Raw genomic sequence first — 16831 nt, 5'->3', positions numbered from 1 at the left:
TTACATCAAATGAAGTTTTTAAAACGCATCTGGAGGGCCATCAGCAGCCTTTGGAACAAAGTAGATGATTACCTGGAGCAACATGTAGAATATGCATTAGCTGTTACCAACGGGTTGAAGAAATTTTTAGAAAGCCCGGTGGCCGATGTAATAGAAGCCATTATACCAGGCGATATCGATCGTATTGTACGACAACAATTACTGCAGGCAACAAAGGTATCTGTAACAGCCTTAGGTATTGTAGATGCCTGTAAAGGTTTAAGCGATGCAGATAAGTTCCGCTGCATTGTTGCAGAGCTACAGAAACTACCTGCAGACGGCCGGGATGCTGTTCTGTTTAAACTGGCTGCATTGATTACCAAAAATCTCAATGGTGCAAAATTGCCGCAACGCACGTACGATTTGTTAGTACAAGGCAAATATTTCGAACTTAAAAAGTAACTGCTATGGGGTACAGGCTTACCGGATCTACATCAAATGCAGCAAAGGATGCTGTTGGTTCGTTTCTTAAAATTTACACCATCGGTGGTTCTGATGGTTTGGATTTCGTTCGTTTTCCTCCGGGCGCCATTATTGAACGGATTACAATAACAGATCCAAATGCAACCGATGTTGATGTAGTAATTAACAACGTAAGCCGCCAAATTGCATTCCCCAATCCAATTGTTACTACTACGCAAATATCAACGCTGAACGCCGGTTCTACTGATCCGAAAAAATATGCAATTGATCAGCTCGATTTTTTGTGTGGCAGTTTAGGATTGTATAATGAAATATTTGGCAATGGCGAATCGTATGTGCGCATCCAGGTATTGTTCTTACCTCCTACAGCTGTTCTTAGTTTCCGTTATTACGTTCATCCAAATTTCGCTTAATGAAACATCTTATATTAATTGCTGCAGTGTGTGTTAGTTCTGCTGTGGCGAAATCACAATCAACACGTGTATATGCAAAGCATCTGCAGGCAAGTGAAAAGCTGCAGTTAAAAACCCGTTCCATTACAGATTTCAGCATTAGTCTTTTTTCTACAGATAGTAGCAGTGATACAAAAATACCTACTGCAAAAGCTGTAGCCGATTTTGTGCGTGCACGTGCCGGTGGTGGCGGCGGAGGCGCTGTAGGTTCTGTATTTGGCCGTACCGGTGCTGTAGTGGCCAATGCTAGTGATTATTCTTCTTTCTACGCTCCTATTGTTCATACTCATCCATTAAACGATTTAACCCAAAGTGGAGCTGCATTAGGGCAAGTACCGGTATGGACATTGAGCGGATGGCAACCAGGTACGGTGACTGGTGGTGGTGCTGATTCATCCTGGAACAGCACAGAAACAGGAATACAGCCAAATCAATTAGGTTACATTTATAACACTACATTCCCTGGCACATCGTTACCTGCTGGGTTCACCGATGTAACGCCTGCTGCAACGGTAACGGTTAACAATAAACTTATTCTTAGCGGAGGTACAACAGCAACAACATCTTACAACTCGATAACAGGAGCCTCTACGGTTTGGGCAAACAGACTTCGCTTAACCCATTTAAATTACAAGGATCTGTCTGTAAAAGTTACAATCGTACCACAAGATAGAAATAGTTCATCCAATGGAATAAGCTTTCATTTTGAAAGTGGAACAGATGCATTCCCGTCTGCACGTTCATTCATGTTTGACTTATCTACAAATTCTGATAGTGGAAGAATTATTGTTGCAGAAAGCATAACAGGTATAATATCAAAATCCGCTTCATTATCACACATAGCAACAGATACTTTAGAGATAAGTATAGATCGTGAGTACTGGTATATTTTAGCCAAAATGACCAATAAGAGGACAGGGAAATCTGTTGATATTGTGTACAACTATGCAGCAGGATTTTCAACGGGCGGAGAAATGTACATGGGCGTTTTGGGAGGTACACAGCACATAACTAAGTTTCAAATTTCATCTACAGCTAATAAAGGTTTTGGATGGACAATTATTGGCGATTCGCACACCGCAGGCGAAGGAGCAAGTACACAAGAAAAAACTTTCCCTTCTTTAGTTTTCAGGGGAAATTTAAGCAAGTTTACAACATTAGCTGCAAACGGAACGGCTTTATTAGATCAGAGTTACACAATGGTAAACAACGCAATTGCATTGGGTAATCCTGTTTTGATCATGGGGGGGTATAACGACAGGGATCGAATTGTTACAGATACTACTGTTTTCAAGGTAAGGCTCGATAGTGTTGCAAAGCCTCTCATAAGAGCTGGTTTAAAAGTTGTAGTTGGAACACTTGTTCCTAAATATGCGGGTACAAACAATAATTTTAATACAGCTATTTTAAACTATTGTGCTGCTAATAATTTACAGGTAATCCGTATTGATACAGTGCTTAGAAAAAGTAGTTCTGATGTTAACATTAAAGTCAATTATCTTAATTGGGACAATGTACACTTGTCAGACAGTGGGCATCTTGTTGTTGCCAATGAAATTATAAAAGCCTTAGGCGTTAACGTTAGTAGTTTATTTTCAGATTCAACTTCACCTGTTAAATTCTATAATATTCCGTCTGGCAATGAATATATGCCAGTTCTTCGAGTAAATAGAAAAGGTGAACTGTTTCAATACCCTGAAAAAAAGTTTAACGGAATCGAAAATGTATTCGGTGCGTCAAGTGCAGGAGGAACATACGCACAATCACGCAGCGCAATACATACGAGTTCTTTTATTCGCACAGATAGTGTTATTGTTACGCAACAAAGAATACACTTGGGAAATAGTTCAAATTTTGCATTTACAAGTGCAAGATTCACAAGTGGTGGCCCTAATGATCTTGTATTTCCGATACAAACTGGTATTCGACAAGTTGTATTTGAGCCAACAACTCGATCATTTTTTGGAAATAGCGGAAATTATTCTGGTAATGATATTTTTGTTGCAGCCTTCGGGAATGCAGTTCCATCTATCAGTGCGTCGAGAATTGTAAGTTTTTCTGGAAGAGTTGGCGATGCTGGAACATTGTCTGGTAGTGACAATACTTTCCTAAGTTACGAAAGCGGAATTGGTATTACCACTGGTTCAAATAACTTTCACGCAATCATGCGTAACCCCGCTGCATTATCATTACCAAATTCATTAACAGGTTCGGTTATCATTGGTGATTTTCCGCAAACTTACACTCCTGCTAATCAGGAAGTTTATATATCGAGCGGTAATGGAGCATTCGATCAAAAGTTTTACTTCGGTGCAGGCGGTGCAGATAATAACTACTTCCGTGTATCCCCCACTTATTCAGCAACAAACAGAGATGGTAGCAACTGGTATTTCCAGAGTTCGTCAGGCCGTGGAACTGGTGGTGGCGGTAAGTTCATTTTTCAGACATGGGCGCCGGCAGCAAGCGGAACAACACAACAAACTGTAGCAAGAACTGAATTAACAATTGAACGCCAAAGAATAACATTAGGAGCTTCAAGGTTTCAAATAACACAAGGAACAGATGTGGCCAGTGCAAATGACCTAACACTTCCGAATGACGGAAACGATTTTCGGGTAACAGGTACAACACAGATTAACGCTATTACAACAATCAACTGGCAAAACGGTAGCGAAATCACTCTTTTGTTTACAGGATCATTAACAGTAAAAAATAATACTGCAGGCGGTGCTGGTACCGCTGTAATTAAACTGGAAGGTGGTGTTGACTTTGCAGCAACTGCAGATGATATATTAAAACTGAAACTTGTTAGCGGCGTTTGGTATCAGGTAGGTAAATCAATCAACTAAAACATAACAACATGAAATCATTATTTACAGCAATCGCAATTCTTTTATCGGTAGCAACATTGGGGCAAAGTATAAGAAACATTGAAATAAAAACAGATAGTGTTTTAAGAATCAATGTTTCTCCAAAGGAAATGAAATGGCTTTCGGTTAGCCCAAGTTGCTATAACCTTACAATTGAAAGCGTAAATCAATTGCAAAGAAGAAACGACACACTTACGATTTACGATAAGGCTATTCGTTTCATTGTAATCGATGGCGTATTATATGAGGTATTAAGAAGTACAGAAGTGAAAAAGGTAGAAGTAAGTGGATTTCTCTTACGAAGTGGTACATACCCGCCTGGCATTACACTTACTCCCGGGTATCAAATTTTCCCGGGTCCAAACTTTAAAGCAAATTAAACAGTTTTCTCATAAGCAGTTAGTTTTGGTTGTGCCCTGGATGTCTATCCGGGGCAATTATTTTTAAAACTTTATTTATGAAAGATCTTTACCTCGATGCAGAATGGTTTATCGGCGGCGAAATATTCCTGTTGGGTTGGTGCCGGAGCGCTACCGAATTCGGACAGCTGTACGATGACAACCTTACACACGATGAGTTTGATGCGTTGCTGAAACGTACCACCGGCATCATCTATTTTTATGGCCCGGACATTGGCATTATTGAAAAGCATTTCGATATTGATATTCGTGGCCGCTACCATTGTGTAAACCTGCTGAAGGTGTTTAAAGATTATATGCCCGGTTGCAAAAACTACAAGTTGGCCACCATGGAAAAAATGTTTCACATCCCCCGGAGCAGGAACGAGTACAAGGCCAATATATTTTCCATCTTCCAGGATTGGCGAAAACCGCAGGTGAAAAGCCTGGTACTGCAGTACAACATGGAAGACGTGTTGAACTTGTACAAACTAAAAGAGATGATTTTTATTCTCAAAGATATTACTGCTAATTACCTGCTGCAGGTACGTTTGAATGGACCGGAGGAGATTACTGCAGTGCAAAAAGACATCTTCCAAAAGCATAGCAGCTTTGTGTTGGAAGTGATGAAGAAAGTAATGCATCGATAGTACCAGCTGCAGTATTACCATAGCATCCTGGTTGCGACGCAATCCTTTCATCTGTATTGCAAAAAGCAGCTTACTTTGTGTGGTGGAATTTACAATCGAAATAGCACATGAACGGAAACGTTATCAGCTGCAGGTAAAGAAGATCCTGGAAACAGCAGCTGCAGAACAATACGAAGTTGCCTATGCCGGCAAAACGGTTACCTTCCAAAATAATTGGCCTGTATTTAAACGCCGGCATTTAAAACACCGGCAACCATCGTGGAAGCTCATTAAAGGCGATTTGCGGTACCGTTCCATCAAAGAAGCAATTGTATCGGCACTCTACAAGAAACTGCAGGAAATGGAAAAATAATACGCTATCCGTTCCATTTATTACACTTACAGGCAACAATCATCCGTTTTCAGGAAATTTCGTTACAGGTGGCCGCCCAATGCATACGGCCGTTAAAACAAATAAGCCTGCACACAAAAGCCGTACGGTAAGAGGTTTTCTAAACATTTCGAATGTTCCCGGTTGGCCAAGCCTTCCGAGCGATCCGCAACAAACTTCGTATGCTGATGCATACTTCGTCAAGGTTGCTCCTCTCCTCCAGTCTTGCCCAACCAGTCGAAATGAAACCACTTCCCGCACGGCTTTTCTCCCCTTCGCTGTTACTTGTTTTACCAAGCCGCAGCATTGGGCTACGTTCCGTTTCAATTGCAACAACCGTTGCACCTGGTACCAACACAAGAAAATACAGCGAAGTTAGGATGCTATGCACATGGCCATCGCTCACAGATTCCAAAAGACTACGGCATAAACACAAGGCCATACACAGCCCCTTCTTTTATTCCGTTTCCTTTTGGAATCTGTGCCATGCATCCAAGGAAAGAGCTTTCTTTCTTTTAGCTGGTTTGATCGGAAAAAAAAATGATCAAACTATGCTTCAGCTTGTAACCCACCGCCCCAATCAGCAACAACCTGCGTTTACATTTTTCATTCTCAACAAAGGCATGAACAGTGGCAAACCACTAACTGCACCGTGTGCAAATTGTTTTATGGCCATCTGTTCCAGTGAGAATGAAAAAGAAATGTATTACTGGTTGTGCTGGGGCCTGTGGCAAGCTAAAGCGTTTGATCATTTTTTAACCGGCTCCGTAATAATGTTCATCCGCAAAAAGGAGCTGCTGGACCTGCTGCAGAAACAAGCTGCACGTATTAACCAGGAAGCGTACACCGCCACAGTAACCAAAGTGCAGGCCATGGCACAGCACGAAGAAAAATTGCTACAGCAGCTGCAGCTGATGAAGCAATTAAAACGTGCCATGATCCGTGCACACTTGCAGCATTAAACTGCTGCAGCCCGGTGTACAACTTTCAGGTTATTCCATACGTTCATTTGTTCCTGCAGGTGATCTTCTACCAGGTGCACGTATTTTTCTGTTTGTTTTACATTGCTGTGCCCGAGTATTTTACTTAGCACTTTCAGCTGCATTCCGAGCCGCAACGATATTGTTGCAAATGTGTGGCGCCCTACATGCATCGTTACATTTTTTTTGATGCCGGTGTTTGCAATAATCTTTTGCAGCTCCCGGTTAATGTACTCACCGGTGAAGTTGTTAAATGGTTTATCCATCAACTTCTTTGCGGGATCGGACAAAGGAATAATAATATGCTCTTTCGTTTTCAGTGTAGTTAAGTACAGGCAATTGTTTTGTACAACATGATCTTTAAAATTTCGAATATCCGATCGGCGTAAACCGGTGTAACAGGAAAAAAGAAAATGCCTTAGTACATTGTTTTGGTGATCGGGCAATGTTGCAACATCGTACAGCTCCTGCAGCTCCTGCAGTTCCTGCAGGTTAAGAAATACAATTTTTCCTTCGAACGATTTTAGTTTCACCGGCCGCAATGGATCCTCTTTGATGTAGCCTAAATCCATTGCATAATGGATTACGGCTTTAATCATTTTCATTTTGCCGGTGGCCGTGTTGTCTGCAGATTTGTCGAGATAATATTTGTAGATTTTATTCCCCCAATCGAATGTGATTTGCTTTACCCGAAGATCCCGGTTTAACTTCTGCAGTTCTTTTTTTATGGTGATGTAATGTTGCGACCGGGCATAACCAACATTTTTTTCATTGATGTACCGGTCGAAGAGTGCAGATAATAACGGATTGTTTACTGCATCGATATCCGACTTAATTACTGCAGTAAGAAAATCCTGTGCATTGAATGGCCTGTTTTCAAATGCGATTAGTTGGAAATACCGGTCGGCATTATATCGGACTTCGGTAAACTTAATCCTGGTAACAGGATCTGCAAATCGGGTAAGTTCCTGCTCTTCCTGGTTCCAGTAGATAGCAGGCATAGAAATGCCGGTACCAATCCAAATTGGATTTTCGGCCCGGATGATAATAGACAAGTTGGCAAGACCTTTTTTATTGGTCCTGTTGGAACGGAGATGGAAACGATAATTCATTGCACAATCGGTTTAAAGTTGGCTATTATTTTGGCTACGTTTTTTACGCATCCAAACCCCGTAATACCAACTCAACATGTAACCTATGTGTGCAGAACTGTTCGTTTTTAAGCAAAAATCCTCTGCAAAAGGATGCAAAGGATTTTACTTTAGTGACTCCGTCAGGATTCAAACCTGAAACCTTCTGATCCGTAGTCAGATGCTCTATTCAGTTGAGCTACGGAGCCATTCCGCTTAACGGGCTGCAAATATAGGGCGGTTCATTTAATTTCCGAAATCTTTATTACTCAGTTTTTTAAATAAAAAAAATCCCCCGCTGTAAACGGGGGATTAATGAACCTGTAAAAGCTTAAAAACGGTATCCAACCGACAATCCAAAACCGGTATTCCGGTAAATCGTATTGTCATTATTCACCCCTTCGATAGTTGGATTTATTTTCTGTAAACCCAGCTGGGCATTGAGTTGCAGACTTAACCTGCTGCTCATTTCATAACCAAATAAAAGATTGGCACCAGCATCCATACGGCGTAAATAATAGTCGGAAATGGCTTCGGAAGCTGTAATCGTATTTTTAAATTTCACCTTGCTCTTATCACCATCTTCCTGTTTTACGTTCCCGTTTAAGGCAAAACCTACGTACGGGCCTACACCCAACATCATTTTTCCTTTACCTAACACAGGTTTGTATAAAAAAGTAACAGGCACATCCAGGTACGAAATATTCAATACATCATTCGACCCCTTAAACTTTGTGCCCTTGCCTGAATAAAGTAAACCGGGTTGCAGATAAAAATCATCCGCTAAAGGCACATCGGCAACTACGCCTGCCTGTAAACGGGGAACCAGTTTATTTTCCAGTTTGCTATCTGTAAAGCTCCGGCCGTTGATGTTTTGAAAATTAACCCCGGCCCTGATACCAAAACTTACGCCATTTGTTTTTGCTGTTTGCGCATTTACTGCTGCTGCAAACAAAAGTCCTGCTGCTAAAAGTTGTATTCCTTTCATTGTCTTCCATTTTTATGTGAGTGATTAGTTAGACGATCCCGCTTGTTTCTGCGCATCCGATTTCATTTTTTCGTTGGCAGTAATTAAAAATTCCACACGGCGGTTTTGTGCACGACCTTCTTCTGTATCGTTGCTGTACTTTGGATAATTTTCGCCCATTGGCTTCGGATTCATTCGTGATGACTGAATGCCTTTATCAATCAGATACATCATCACCGTATTTGCCCGGCGCTGCGATAACGATTCGTTGTAGGCATCGCTTCCTTTATTATCGGTATGCCCCTGAATTTCAATATTCGTATCCGGATATTTTTTCAATACGGCTGCCAGTTCATTCAAACTGTTTTTTGCTTCTGTTTTTAACCCGGCTTTATCAAAATCAAACAGCACTTTACTTTCAAATTCAATTTCAATGCCCTCACCTACCCGTTCTACTTTCGCATTGGGCACCTGCTTTTTAATTTCTTCGGCCTGTTTGTCCATTTGTTTGCCAATAAGTACACCTGCTGTGCCACCAACTGCGGCACCAATAATTGTTCCTAATGCGGTATTGCCCGATGCCCGGCCAATTACCCCGCCAATAGCGGCTCCACTAGTGGTACCTATAATGGCACCTTTCTGTGTTTTTGTCATACCCTTACAGGCAGCCAGCAGCATACTAATAGCTACAACTGCATACATTAGTTTTGTTCCTTGTCTCATGGTCATTAATTTTTGTCTGCATGCTCCTTGCCAAAGATTATGCCAACACAGGCTTGCAACAAAAAAGAAGGGCTGCAAAGGCAGCCCTTCTCTATAATACACATCAGTATTTTTATTTGATGAGGTTTAATGCACTTAACCATCCAGTGCGTTTTGTACTCCAGCCACTTAAAAAGGCTTCGGGTTTTAAACCACCTTCCAGGTTTTTTAAAACACCTGTTGCCTGTGCCATTGTTTTCACTGTGTTAGCAGTAGAAATTAAATTCTGCACGTTGAAGCCTTGCTTGAACATATCGGGTTTAATAAAGCCTGCTAACGAAGCAATGGATTTACCAACACCAACGGCGTCTTTCACTTTTCCGGCTGTACTTAAAAAATTTCCTTTTGTACCGGTCCATTGATCGGTAAAAGATGCAGGCTTAATGGCATTTGTAAATTGCGAAAGCAAACTGCCGATGTTTGCTCCTCCATTAACTTTTGGCAACTGGGCGTTGGTTACTGCAACAAAAAACAGCATAGATACTGCTGCGAAAGCGAATTTCAATTTCATAGTTTGTTAGTTTATATGTTTTACGAAAAAAAGACTTCTGTTGAAAGCAACAAAATTTATTCTGTTCCCGGTTGCTTTAACTGCCATCCGTTTTTTTTCTTTTCGGCTGCCACCATTGCTTTTACATCGGCCAGTAATTGTTTTGCATTGTACACAATACCATCTTTAATGGTCAGCTTCACACCACCTGCACGTATTACTTTATTCTCTGCATTTAAACGAATGGCACCTGTACCATATAATAACTGTAAATTCTCCAAAGGGTTCACATCTATTACTACTAAATCTGCAAGCTTACCCACTTCAATACTACCAAGGTCTTTTTCCATACCCAAAGCCTGTGCACCGTACAACGTTGCAGAACGGATCACTTCCAGCGGATGAAAACCAGCTTCACGCAATAACTCCAGCTCACGGATATAACCGAAGCCATAGGTTTGATAGATGAATCCGTTATCACTTCCGGTAGTTACACGCCCGCCACGATTTTTATATTCGTTAATAAAGGCCATCCATAACCGATAGTTTTCTTTCCACTCCACTTCCTGTTCGGTTCCCCAGCTATGCCAGTAACTGCCATGCGATACACGGCTTGGTTCAAAAAACTTCCAGAGCGATGGCAAGGTGTATTCTTCGTGCCACTCGGCCCTGCGTGCACGATGCAGATCTCTGTTGGCTTCGTAAATATTAAAGGTAGGATCGATGGTGAAATCGAGTTGCAGCAAATCGTTCATTACTTTATTCCAATGATCACTGTAGGGTGCTGCAGCCTGTTTCCAGAGTTTACCTGCTGCTTCAAATCGATCTTGCTCGTTACTGTAATTATAACTGAGCGGATATTGTTGAATGGTTTGTTTGGTGAACAATGCTTCAGGTAATCCATACCAATGCTCCATGGATGTCATGCCTGCCTCTGCAGATTTCAACACATTCCAACGTGCCACATCCATTTGAGCATGATGGGCGCAGCTGCGTAAGCCCAGCTTTTTATTTTCACGAATGGCTGCATCCATGATTTGCGGAGCTGCTCCGAAAAACTTAATCCCATCGGCACCATTCTTTGCATTCTGCCGCACCCATTCAACTGCCTGTTCGGGTGTGCTGATGGGTGTTTTACTTCCCTGTCCGAAAGCAGTGTAAGCAAAAATGCGTGGAGCAGTGATTTTATTTTCGGCACTTAATCTCTTTTCTTCCAGCACCCAATCCAATCCGTTACCACAGGAAGGATCCCGAATAGTTGTAATACCATGTGCCATCCAAAGCTTGAATACATATTCTGCATTGGCGCCTTGGCCTGTACCCCCAATATGCCCGTGCATATCAATAAAGCCCGGCAGTACATAATGTCCATCGAGCTGCAGTTCTTTACCACCTTCTTTTAATTTTGGGCGACTGCTTTCCTTGATCGCCACACCGGGATAACCCACATTGGCAATTTGCACAATGCGGTTCTTTTCAATCACAATATCAACAGGCCCCATTGCCGGTGCACCTGTTCCGTTGATCATGATAACGCCACGAAGGATTAGTTGTGTGTAGGGTCCATCGCCTTCATTTTTTACAGGCGCTTTCGCAACCTGTGCATTAAGCGACAACGTAAGACAAACAGCAAGAATAGTTGTAGTCAATAATCTCATAACAAATAGTTGTACCTGAAAATACAACTATTCAACAAAACAAATGGCTGCTTACAAACTGTGTAAGCAGCCATTCATCAAACTTTCAATTAAACTTATGACCGGGGAAATATTTTTCCAGCAAGGCTTTAAACGCCGGGTTAGTTTTCAGTACCGCAAATTCTTTCTGACTCCACACCTCATCTGCATCGCCATACTTCAGCTTTAATGCATTTTCAAGACTGTTTAATGCAGCCGTACTGTTATTGGTTGCAGCATAGCTTACTGCAAGATAATAATGACCTGATGCGGCCTTTGCATTCGCTTTAACCAACCGCTCTAAGTACGTAATGGCCTTTGTGTATTGATTGGTATTGATGTGTATTAGGCCGATAAACAATAAGGGATTTTCGTAAGCCGGGTTAATAACCAATGCTTTTTCATAATACTGTAACGCTTCGGTATAGTTCTGCTGTGTGTAGAACATACTGCCGAGGTTGTTGTAAGCCCTGATCATTTCCGGATCCAATGCCACTGTTTTTAAGAAATAATACTGTGCCGAATCGTACTTTTTATAACGCAGGTAAATAACACCTGTGCTGTTGTACAAGTCGGGCATTTCCGGACGCAACGCAATGGCCTCGTGCAGCATTTTTACAGCAGAATCCGGTTCACTTATATCCCTGAACAGATCCGCCATATCAATCAGCACCGAAATGTTTTCATTGTTGTAGTGATAAGAAAGACGATAGTTGTATAGTGCAGAATCCAGCTTGTTTTGCTTTTTGTACAACAACGCAATGCTGTTATAGATCTGCGCATTACCAGGACTTAACGCCAACGCTTTGTTTAAACAATAAAATGCAGAATCGTATTGTTTATTACGTTCGTATACCGATGCAAGATTGCTGAAGAACGATGCATTAAGCGGATCGTACTGCACTGCCGAACGAAAATATTTTACAGCAGAGTCGTATTGGTTTTTACGGAAGTAGTATACGCCAATTGAATTATAGGTACTGCCATCACCTGCATCAACCGAAATGGCTTTGTTGAAATAAATATTAGCTGAATCGGCCATACGTGCATTCTGGTAAAACGTGGCCATGCTGATGTAAGCATTCTTCGACGTTGGGTTCATGCTGATGATCTTCCTGAAATAGAAAGAAGCTGAATCCACTCTCCGCCCCTGCTCGTGCAACCGTGCCAGATCAAGATAAGGCTGCATATAAAACGAATCGAGCTTGATGGAACGGTGATAATAGCTCAAAGCAGAATCGCCGAGATTGATTTCTTTAAAGAAGTTTCCCAACAGATCGAATACATAGGCTTGGTCGGGATAATACTGTACACTCTGCAGATAAAACTTCCGTGCCGAATCGTATTGCTTCATGGCACCGTATACACGTGCAAGACCATTGTAAGCCGACACAAAAGACGAATCTTTCTCTACGCAGCTTGTAAAGAATTGGATGGCTTCTTTGTACCGGCCCTTTTCTTTCATTAGCCAGCCAACATTGTTCAGTGCCGACACATTATTGGGATCGAGTTGCAAGGCTTTCTGGTATAAACCCAATGCACGTTCTGTTTTGTTTTGCTGAAATTCGTAGTAACCAAAATCAACATACGCATCCGCATTCTTCGGATCAATTTCAATCGCCTTTTCGTAATACGCTCTTGCCTGCTCAAATCGTTTCAGCTGTAAATACGAATAAGCTACCGTTGTATACGGATAACGCCAGCGTGGCGCTTTATTAATTGCCTTCAGGCTATAGTACACTGCACTGTCGTAGCGTTTTAACTGCAGGTGCAGCGATGAGATGGTGTGCAGAATATAAGCAGCATTACTATCGAGTGCATACGCCTGGTAAATAAGATTCTTTGCTTCCTGTACATCCAGCACTTTATTCTTTTCATCAAATAAACTGCGTGCTTTAAAAAACAGCAGCTTACCTCTTAAACTCCTGATCAATGGTTCATCCGATGGATCAATCAGATTGATGGCCTTTGTCATCATTGCAGCTACTTTACTGAAATCGAGCCTGGCAATGTATTCCAGTCGTTGAATACCCGATTGTATTTCTTCGCTGCGGCTGTTATCATCTAACTGCGTACGTATCTGCTGAATACCTGCAGCATCTTTACCGCTCAAATACAGATTTATTTTACGTTGAGCAAAGTTGATGAACTCTGCAGCCAATGTTTGCCGTGCATCAACAGTCAACACATCATCGGGATAAAGCCGCTGCATTTTCTCGTAAAAGAAATCGGCCGAGCTGTCGCCGGTAAGCTTCAGTTTTTTTATCGACTGATTGAATTCGTTATAGATCTGTACAATATTACTATCGGCCAGTAATGCGCCTCTTCCTCTTGCATTCCGCATCATCGCATTTACATCGCCGCCTTCCATAGCAACATTGCTCACATTCTTTCCCATCTCCCATTTCTTCAGAAAACCACTGTCCACAACAGCTACATTCTTTTGCCCGTTATCATCGCAACAAATAAAAGGTTCCTGTTTTCGCTTATACTTTTTTAATGCAAGCTGGGGTACTTTATCCAACACATACGAACGTAGTTCAACCAATGTTATCACGCCATCCTTTCCTTCGTACCCATCAGCCAAACCGCTTAATCCATCAATAAGGTAATAGGTAAATAATCCATGCCCCGAACCGATGGTTGCATCTTCCATCGATTCCTGTCCGGCACCTGTTGCCAGCATAATTACTTCGCCCGCCTTTCGTTCGGAAATAGCTGAGTTTAAAATCTGCTGCCCATCCTGTCCGCCCGGCAATTCGTTGGTACGACAGGCATCCATGATTAAATAGATCTCAACATTTTTACGGCTCAGTTCGCCAATACGGCTTTTAAGATTGTACAGCTGAATACTACCTGTTACAATGTAATTGTTTTTATCACCTGCGGGGTTACAATCGTAGGTAAGAAAAAAGTACTCATCCTGATTGATTGCATCACCATGGCCAGCGAGGTAAATATATAAGCGATCACCAGGCCCCAGATTTTTCGAACGCAGCCAGGCCATGCCTTTTACCCAAAAATTAGCCGATGTTGCCTGCTCGTTAACGAGGTACAACATCCGGTCGTCGGGTATACTGGCCTCGCCTCTTGTTTGCAGGTATTCTTTAAACAAACCGGCATCACTATCAGCAAAAGAAAGCGGACGGATATGTTTGTAGTTGGAAATGCCAATGATCATGGCATAGCTTTTACCTGTTACGGCTTTTGCTGTATCGTTTGAGGAGGATGTTTGTGCTTGTATTAAATGTGGATGAAATAGTACAAATGCACAGATCAGAACAACCAAAGCAGTATAATTTCTCATATATTCGGGCACTAATTTAGCAATTCAGTTCTAAGCAGACAAGCATCTACTCAAATGCATCCAACCAAAACCACAAAAAAAACAAAAAGCACTCCGGGTGTTTTCAGGAAGTTTTTTACAAAGCTGTACCAACTTATCCGCAAAGCATTCCACTGGCTGCATCATTTTTACCTGCGGTATTTATATAAACGGGATACCATCCTGGCAACCATTTCGGTGTTTCTTGTAATTGGTTTGCTCGGCCTTATTCCCATCAACACCGGTATCCTTAACCCGTTTAAAACAGCGTTGAAGGATCTCGACTTTAATGATATTTCGTATTCGGTTCTTAAAAAAAACGCCGGCACCCCAATCGACAACCGCATCATTATTGTAAACATTGGCAACGCCGACCGTATGGGACTTGCTCTAATGATTGAAAAACTCCGTGCAGCCAAACCAAAAGCCATTGGGCTTGATGTGGAGTTTAATGGCCCTCGTGAACCCGAGAAAGATTCGCTGATGCGTTACGTGGTTAGCAATACTCCCGAATTGGTGTTGGCCAGTCGGCTTGACTGGAAAAATAAAACAGAACCGCTGGATGTTGGATACTTTGGTATATTTACAAAAAACTCAGGGTACGTAAACCTGATTGGCGAAGATGGTGGCACCATCCGTTATTTCTCTCCCTTTGAAAAAGCAAACGATAGACTGTACAAAAGTTTTCCTGCAGCAATTGCAGAAAAAGCCAATAAAGAAGCATTCCAACATTTACTGCAGCGCAAGCGTGCATTTGAGGTCATTCATTACACCCGCACTATTGAACAATACATGGTGCTCGACGGCGAAGATGTAATACAGGACAACATTGCACCGGAGTTGCTCAAGGATAAAATCATCTTGATGGGATACATCAATGCCGATCCTTACAATGTGGAAGACAAACATTATACACCTTTAAATAAAAAGTTTGCAGGTAAGTCAACACCCGATATGTATGGAATTATTATACATGCCAACATTATTTCAATGATACTGGATGCAAATTACATCCGTGAAATACCAACCTGGCTGTTCTGGATCATTACCATACTTATTGCGTGGTTACACGTTGCGTTATTTATGCGATACTATATTGAAGATCATATCTGGTTTCACCTGGTGGCAAAACTTGCCCAGATCTTCTTTGCCATTTTATCGGTTTATATCGGCATCGTGTTCTTCGATTGGTTCAGTATAAAAATTGATACCAAGATTTCGTTGATTGTAATTATCCTGGCAATCGACATCATTTATTTCTATGAAGCGCTCGCTGTTTGGCTGCATACCAAATTCGGGTTTCATACCAATTTTCACTCAAAAGCACACTAAATATGAAATCGACACAACTCTTCCTTCTCGCATGTGTATTTACATTAACGGTAAATGCGCAGAAAGCAAACTCTTATCTTGTTTACTCTGTGAAAGGATCTGTTACCATTACCGAAAACAACAAACCCGGCAAAGCACAAATTGGCAAACTGCTAACCGATCAATCGAAACTTACAGTTGGCGCCAACTCGCTTGTAAGTATTATTTGTAACGAAAACAGTTTGTTTTCTGTTACCAAGCCCGGTACATATTCTATGGAGCAGTTTAAAGATTCCTGCTTAACCAACAAAAGCTCCATTACATCCAACTACCTCAAGTTTATCTGGAACCAATTAACAACGCCCAAAGGCAGTCCGGAAAAAAACAGGAAAAGCTACATGAACAATGTTGGTGCAGTAAGCCGTGGCAATATGAGCATCTGGATTGATTCGAGGCTTGATACCATCAACTATTACTCCGGCTCCTTCCCTGTTTCCTGGAAGAGCTACTCCGATACCGAAGAGTTTTTATTTGAAGTATACGAACAACAGCAAGGCGGCAAAGCCATTTACAGTAAAACCGTAAAGAAAACAGCAGTACCTATTGCCGATTTTGCATCGAAGCTGAAACCGAACACGCCTTACTACTGGCAGATAACTGTTAAAAACGAAGACCCTGAAAAACGTAAGGTTATTTATGTTTGGGAAAAAGCAGCTTTTGAAAACTTTGCAACACAGCTGCGTGATTTGCAAAAAGCACCGGAAACCGAAGCTGAACAATTTTTCAGAGTTGGATTCTTACTCGAGTCGGCCCGTTTTTATGCTGATGCCTATCGCTATTATCAAAAAGCAGCACAATTAAATCCTGAACTTGAATTGTATCAAAAAACACTCGACGCATTCCGTAAAGACTTTTTGCCACAATAACCATACTTTATTATCAACCACAAAGCCCCTGTTTTTATAACCGGGGCTTTTTCATTTACAAC

Annotated in this window: 15 protein-coding genes and 1 tRNA gene; 9 read left to right on the top strand and 7 right to left on the bottom strand. The window is 41.7% G+C overall.

Going from position 1 to position 16831, the window contains the following annotated elements:
* Positions 1-9 precede the first annotated feature (9 nt).
* The 7 genes from IQ13_RS15775 (at position 10) to IQ13_RS15745 (ending at position 6164) form a co-directional block, all read left to right on the top strand.
* Positions 10-441 (top strand): hypothetical protein, encoded by a 432-nt coding sequence (locus IQ13_RS15775; protein ID WP_144887531.1) that lies wholly within the window; start codon positions 10-12, stop codon positions 439-441.
* Between the two features lie 5 nt (positions 442-446).
* Positions 447-875, top strand: coding sequence for a hypothetical protein (locus IQ13_RS15770; RefSeq protein WP_144887529.1), 429 nt, complete (start codon positions 447-449; stop codon positions 873-875).
* Entirely contained in the window at positions 875-3763 is a 2889-nt protein-coding gene (locus IQ13_RS15765; protein WP_144887527.1) for an SGNH/GDSL hydrolase family protein, read from the top strand. Before IQ13_RS15770 ends, IQ13_RS15765 begins: the two co-directional genes overlap by 1 nt.
* A gap of 11 nt (positions 3764-3774) precedes the next feature.
* Positions 3775-4164 (top strand): hypothetical protein, encoded by a 390-nt coding sequence (locus IQ13_RS15760; protein WP_144887525.1) that lies wholly within the window; start codon positions 3775-3777, stop codon positions 4162-4164.
* 77 nt (positions 4165-4241) lie between these two features.
* Positions 4242-4832 carry a ribonuclease H-like domain-containing protein gene (locus tag IQ13_RS15755; protein WP_144887523.1) on the top strand — a complete coding sequence of 197 codons (591 nt, stop codon included), beginning with the start codon at positions 4242-4244 and terminating at the stop codon, positions 4830-4832.
* Between the two features lie 79 nt (positions 4833-4911).
* Positions 4912-5184: a hypothetical protein gene (locus IQ13_RS15750; protein ID WP_144887521.1), complete on the top strand. Its 273-nt coding sequence runs from the start codon at positions 4912-4914 to the stop codon at positions 5182-5184.
* Positions 5185-5753: 569 nt separating this feature from the next.
* Positions 5754-6164, top strand: coding sequence for a DUF6943 family protein (locus tag IQ13_RS15745; RefSeq protein ID WP_144887518.1), 411 nt, complete (start codon positions 5754-5756; stop codon positions 6162-6164).
* Here the strand turns inward: IQ13_RS15745 and IQ13_RS15740 are convergent.
* The 7 genes from IQ13_RS15740 to IQ13_RS15710 all read right to left on the bottom strand — a co-directional run bounded on the left by IQ13_RS15740 (position 6161) and on the right by IQ13_RS15710 (position 14514).
* Positions 6161-7294 (bottom strand): site-specific integrase, encoded by a 1134-nt coding sequence (locus tag IQ13_RS15740; protein WP_144887516.1) that lies wholly within the window; start codon positions 7292-7294, stop codon positions 6161-6163. The two genes, IQ13_RS15745 and IQ13_RS15740, sit on opposite strands and share 4 nt — an antisense overlap.
* Positions 7295-7447: 153 nt before the next feature.
* Positions 7448-7521, bottom strand: a tRNA-Arg gene (locus IQ13_RS15735).
* A 122-nt stretch (positions 7522-7643) separates the two neighbouring features.
* Positions 7644-8300, bottom strand: a complete 657-nt coding sequence (locus IQ13_RS15730; RefSeq protein ID WP_144887514.1) for a porin family protein — start codon at positions 8298-8300, stop codon at positions 7644-7646.
* 24 nt (positions 8301-8324) lie between these two features.
* Positions 8325-9002 carry a YiaD family glycine zipper/OmpA-like lipoprotein gene (locus tag IQ13_RS15725; protein WP_144887512.1) on the bottom strand — a complete coding sequence of 226 codons (678 nt, stop codon included), beginning with the start codon at positions 9000-9002 and terminating at the stop codon, positions 8325-8327.
* A gap of 112 nt (positions 9003-9114) precedes the next feature.
* The gene (locus tag IQ13_RS15720; RefSeq protein ID WP_144887510.1) at positions 9115-9552 is read right to left on the bottom strand and encodes a hypothetical protein; all 438 of its coding nucleotides are present in this window, start codon (positions 9550-9552) and stop codon (positions 9115-9117) included.
* Positions 9553-9608: 56 nt separating this feature from the next.
* Entirely contained in the window at positions 9609-11189 is a 1581-nt protein-coding gene (locus IQ13_RS15715; RefSeq protein WP_144887508.1) for an amidohydrolase family protein, read from the bottom strand.
* 85 nt (positions 11190-11274) lie between these two features.
* Entirely contained in the window at positions 11275-14514 is a 3240-nt protein-coding gene (locus IQ13_RS15710; RefSeq protein WP_144887506.1) for a tetratricopeptide repeat protein, read from the bottom strand.
* Positions 14515-14568: 54 nt separating this feature from the next.
* Here IQ13_RS15710 and IQ13_RS15705 point away from each other — a divergent pair, with 54 nt between their 5' ends.
* Together IQ13_RS15705 and IQ13_RS15700 are read left to right on the top strand one after the other, a co-directional pair.
* Positions 14569-15864 (top strand): CHASE2 domain-containing protein, encoded by a 1296-nt coding sequence (locus IQ13_RS15705; RefSeq protein WP_144887504.1) that lies wholly within the window; start codon positions 14569-14571, stop codon positions 15862-15864.
* A 2-nt stretch (positions 15865-15866) separates the two neighbouring features.
* Positions 15867-16769: a hypothetical protein gene (locus IQ13_RS15700; protein ID WP_144887502.1), complete on the top strand. Its 903-nt coding sequence runs from the start codon at positions 15867-15869 to the stop codon at positions 16767-16769.
* The last annotated feature ends 62 nt before the right edge of the window (positions 16770-16831 follow it).

The sequence above is a fragment of the Lacibacter cauensis genome (assembly GCF_007830055.1).
Classification (GTDB): Bacteria; Bacteroidota; Bacteroidia; order Chitinophagales; family Chitinophagaceae; genus Lacibacter; species Lacibacter cauensis.
This window is presented reverse-complemented; position numbering and strand designations above follow the sequence as displayed.

Bases quoted from the DNA above. Each gene is read 5' to 3' on its own strand.
- IQ13_RS15775 (WP_144887531.1), top strand. From the start codon at position 10: ATGAAGTTTTTAAAACGCATCTGGAGGGCCATCAGCAGCCTTTGGAAC.
- IQ13_RS15770 (WP_144887529.1), top strand. From the start codon at position 447: ATGGGGTACAGGCTTACCGGATCTACATCAAATGCAGCAAAGGATGCT.
- IQ13_RS15765 (WP_144887527.1), top strand. From the start codon at position 875: ATGAAACATCTTATATTAATTGCTGCAGTGTGTGTTAGTTCTGCTGTG.
- IQ13_RS15760 (WP_144887525.1), top strand. From the start codon at position 3,775: ATGAAATCATTATTTACAGCAATCGCAATTCTTTTATCGGTAGCAACA.
- IQ13_RS15755 (WP_144887523.1), top strand. From the start codon at position 4,242: ATGAAAGATCTTTACCTCGATGCAGAATGGTTTATCGGCGGCGAAATA.
- IQ13_RS15745 (WP_144887518.1), top strand. From the start codon at position 5,754: ATGCTTCAGCTTGTAACCCACCGCCCCAATCAGCAACAACCTGCGTTT.
- IQ13_RS15740 (WP_144887516.1), bottom strand. From the start codon at position 7,294: ATGAATTATCGTTTCCATCTCCGTTCCAACAGGACCAATAAAAAAGGT.
- IQ13_RS15730 (WP_144887514.1), bottom strand. From the start codon at position 8,300: ATGAAAGGAATACAACTTTTAGCAGCAGGACTTTTGTTTGCAGCAGCA.
- IQ13_RS15725 (WP_144887512.1), bottom strand. From the start codon at position 9,002: ATGAGACAAGGAACAAAACTAATGTATGCAGTTGTAGCTATTAGTATG.
- IQ13_RS15720 (WP_144887510.1), bottom strand. From the start codon at position 9,552: ATGAAATTGAAATTCGCTTTCGCAGCAGTATCTATGCTGTTTTTTGTT.
- IQ13_RS15715 (WP_144887508.1), bottom strand. From the start codon at position 11,189: ATGAGATTATTGACTACAACTATTCTTGCTGTTTGTCTTACGTTGTCG.
- IQ13_RS15710 (WP_144887506.1), bottom strand. From the start codon at position 14,514: ATGAGAAATTATACTGCTTTGGTTGTTCTGATCTGTGCATTTGTACTA.
- IQ13_RS15705 (WP_144887504.1), top strand. From the start codon at position 14,569: ATGCATCCAACCAAAACCACAAAAAAAACAAAAAGCACTCCGGGTGTT.
- IQ13_RS15700 (WP_144887502.1), top strand. From the start codon at position 15,867: ATGAAATCGACACAACTCTTCCTTCTCGCATGTGTATTTACATTAACG.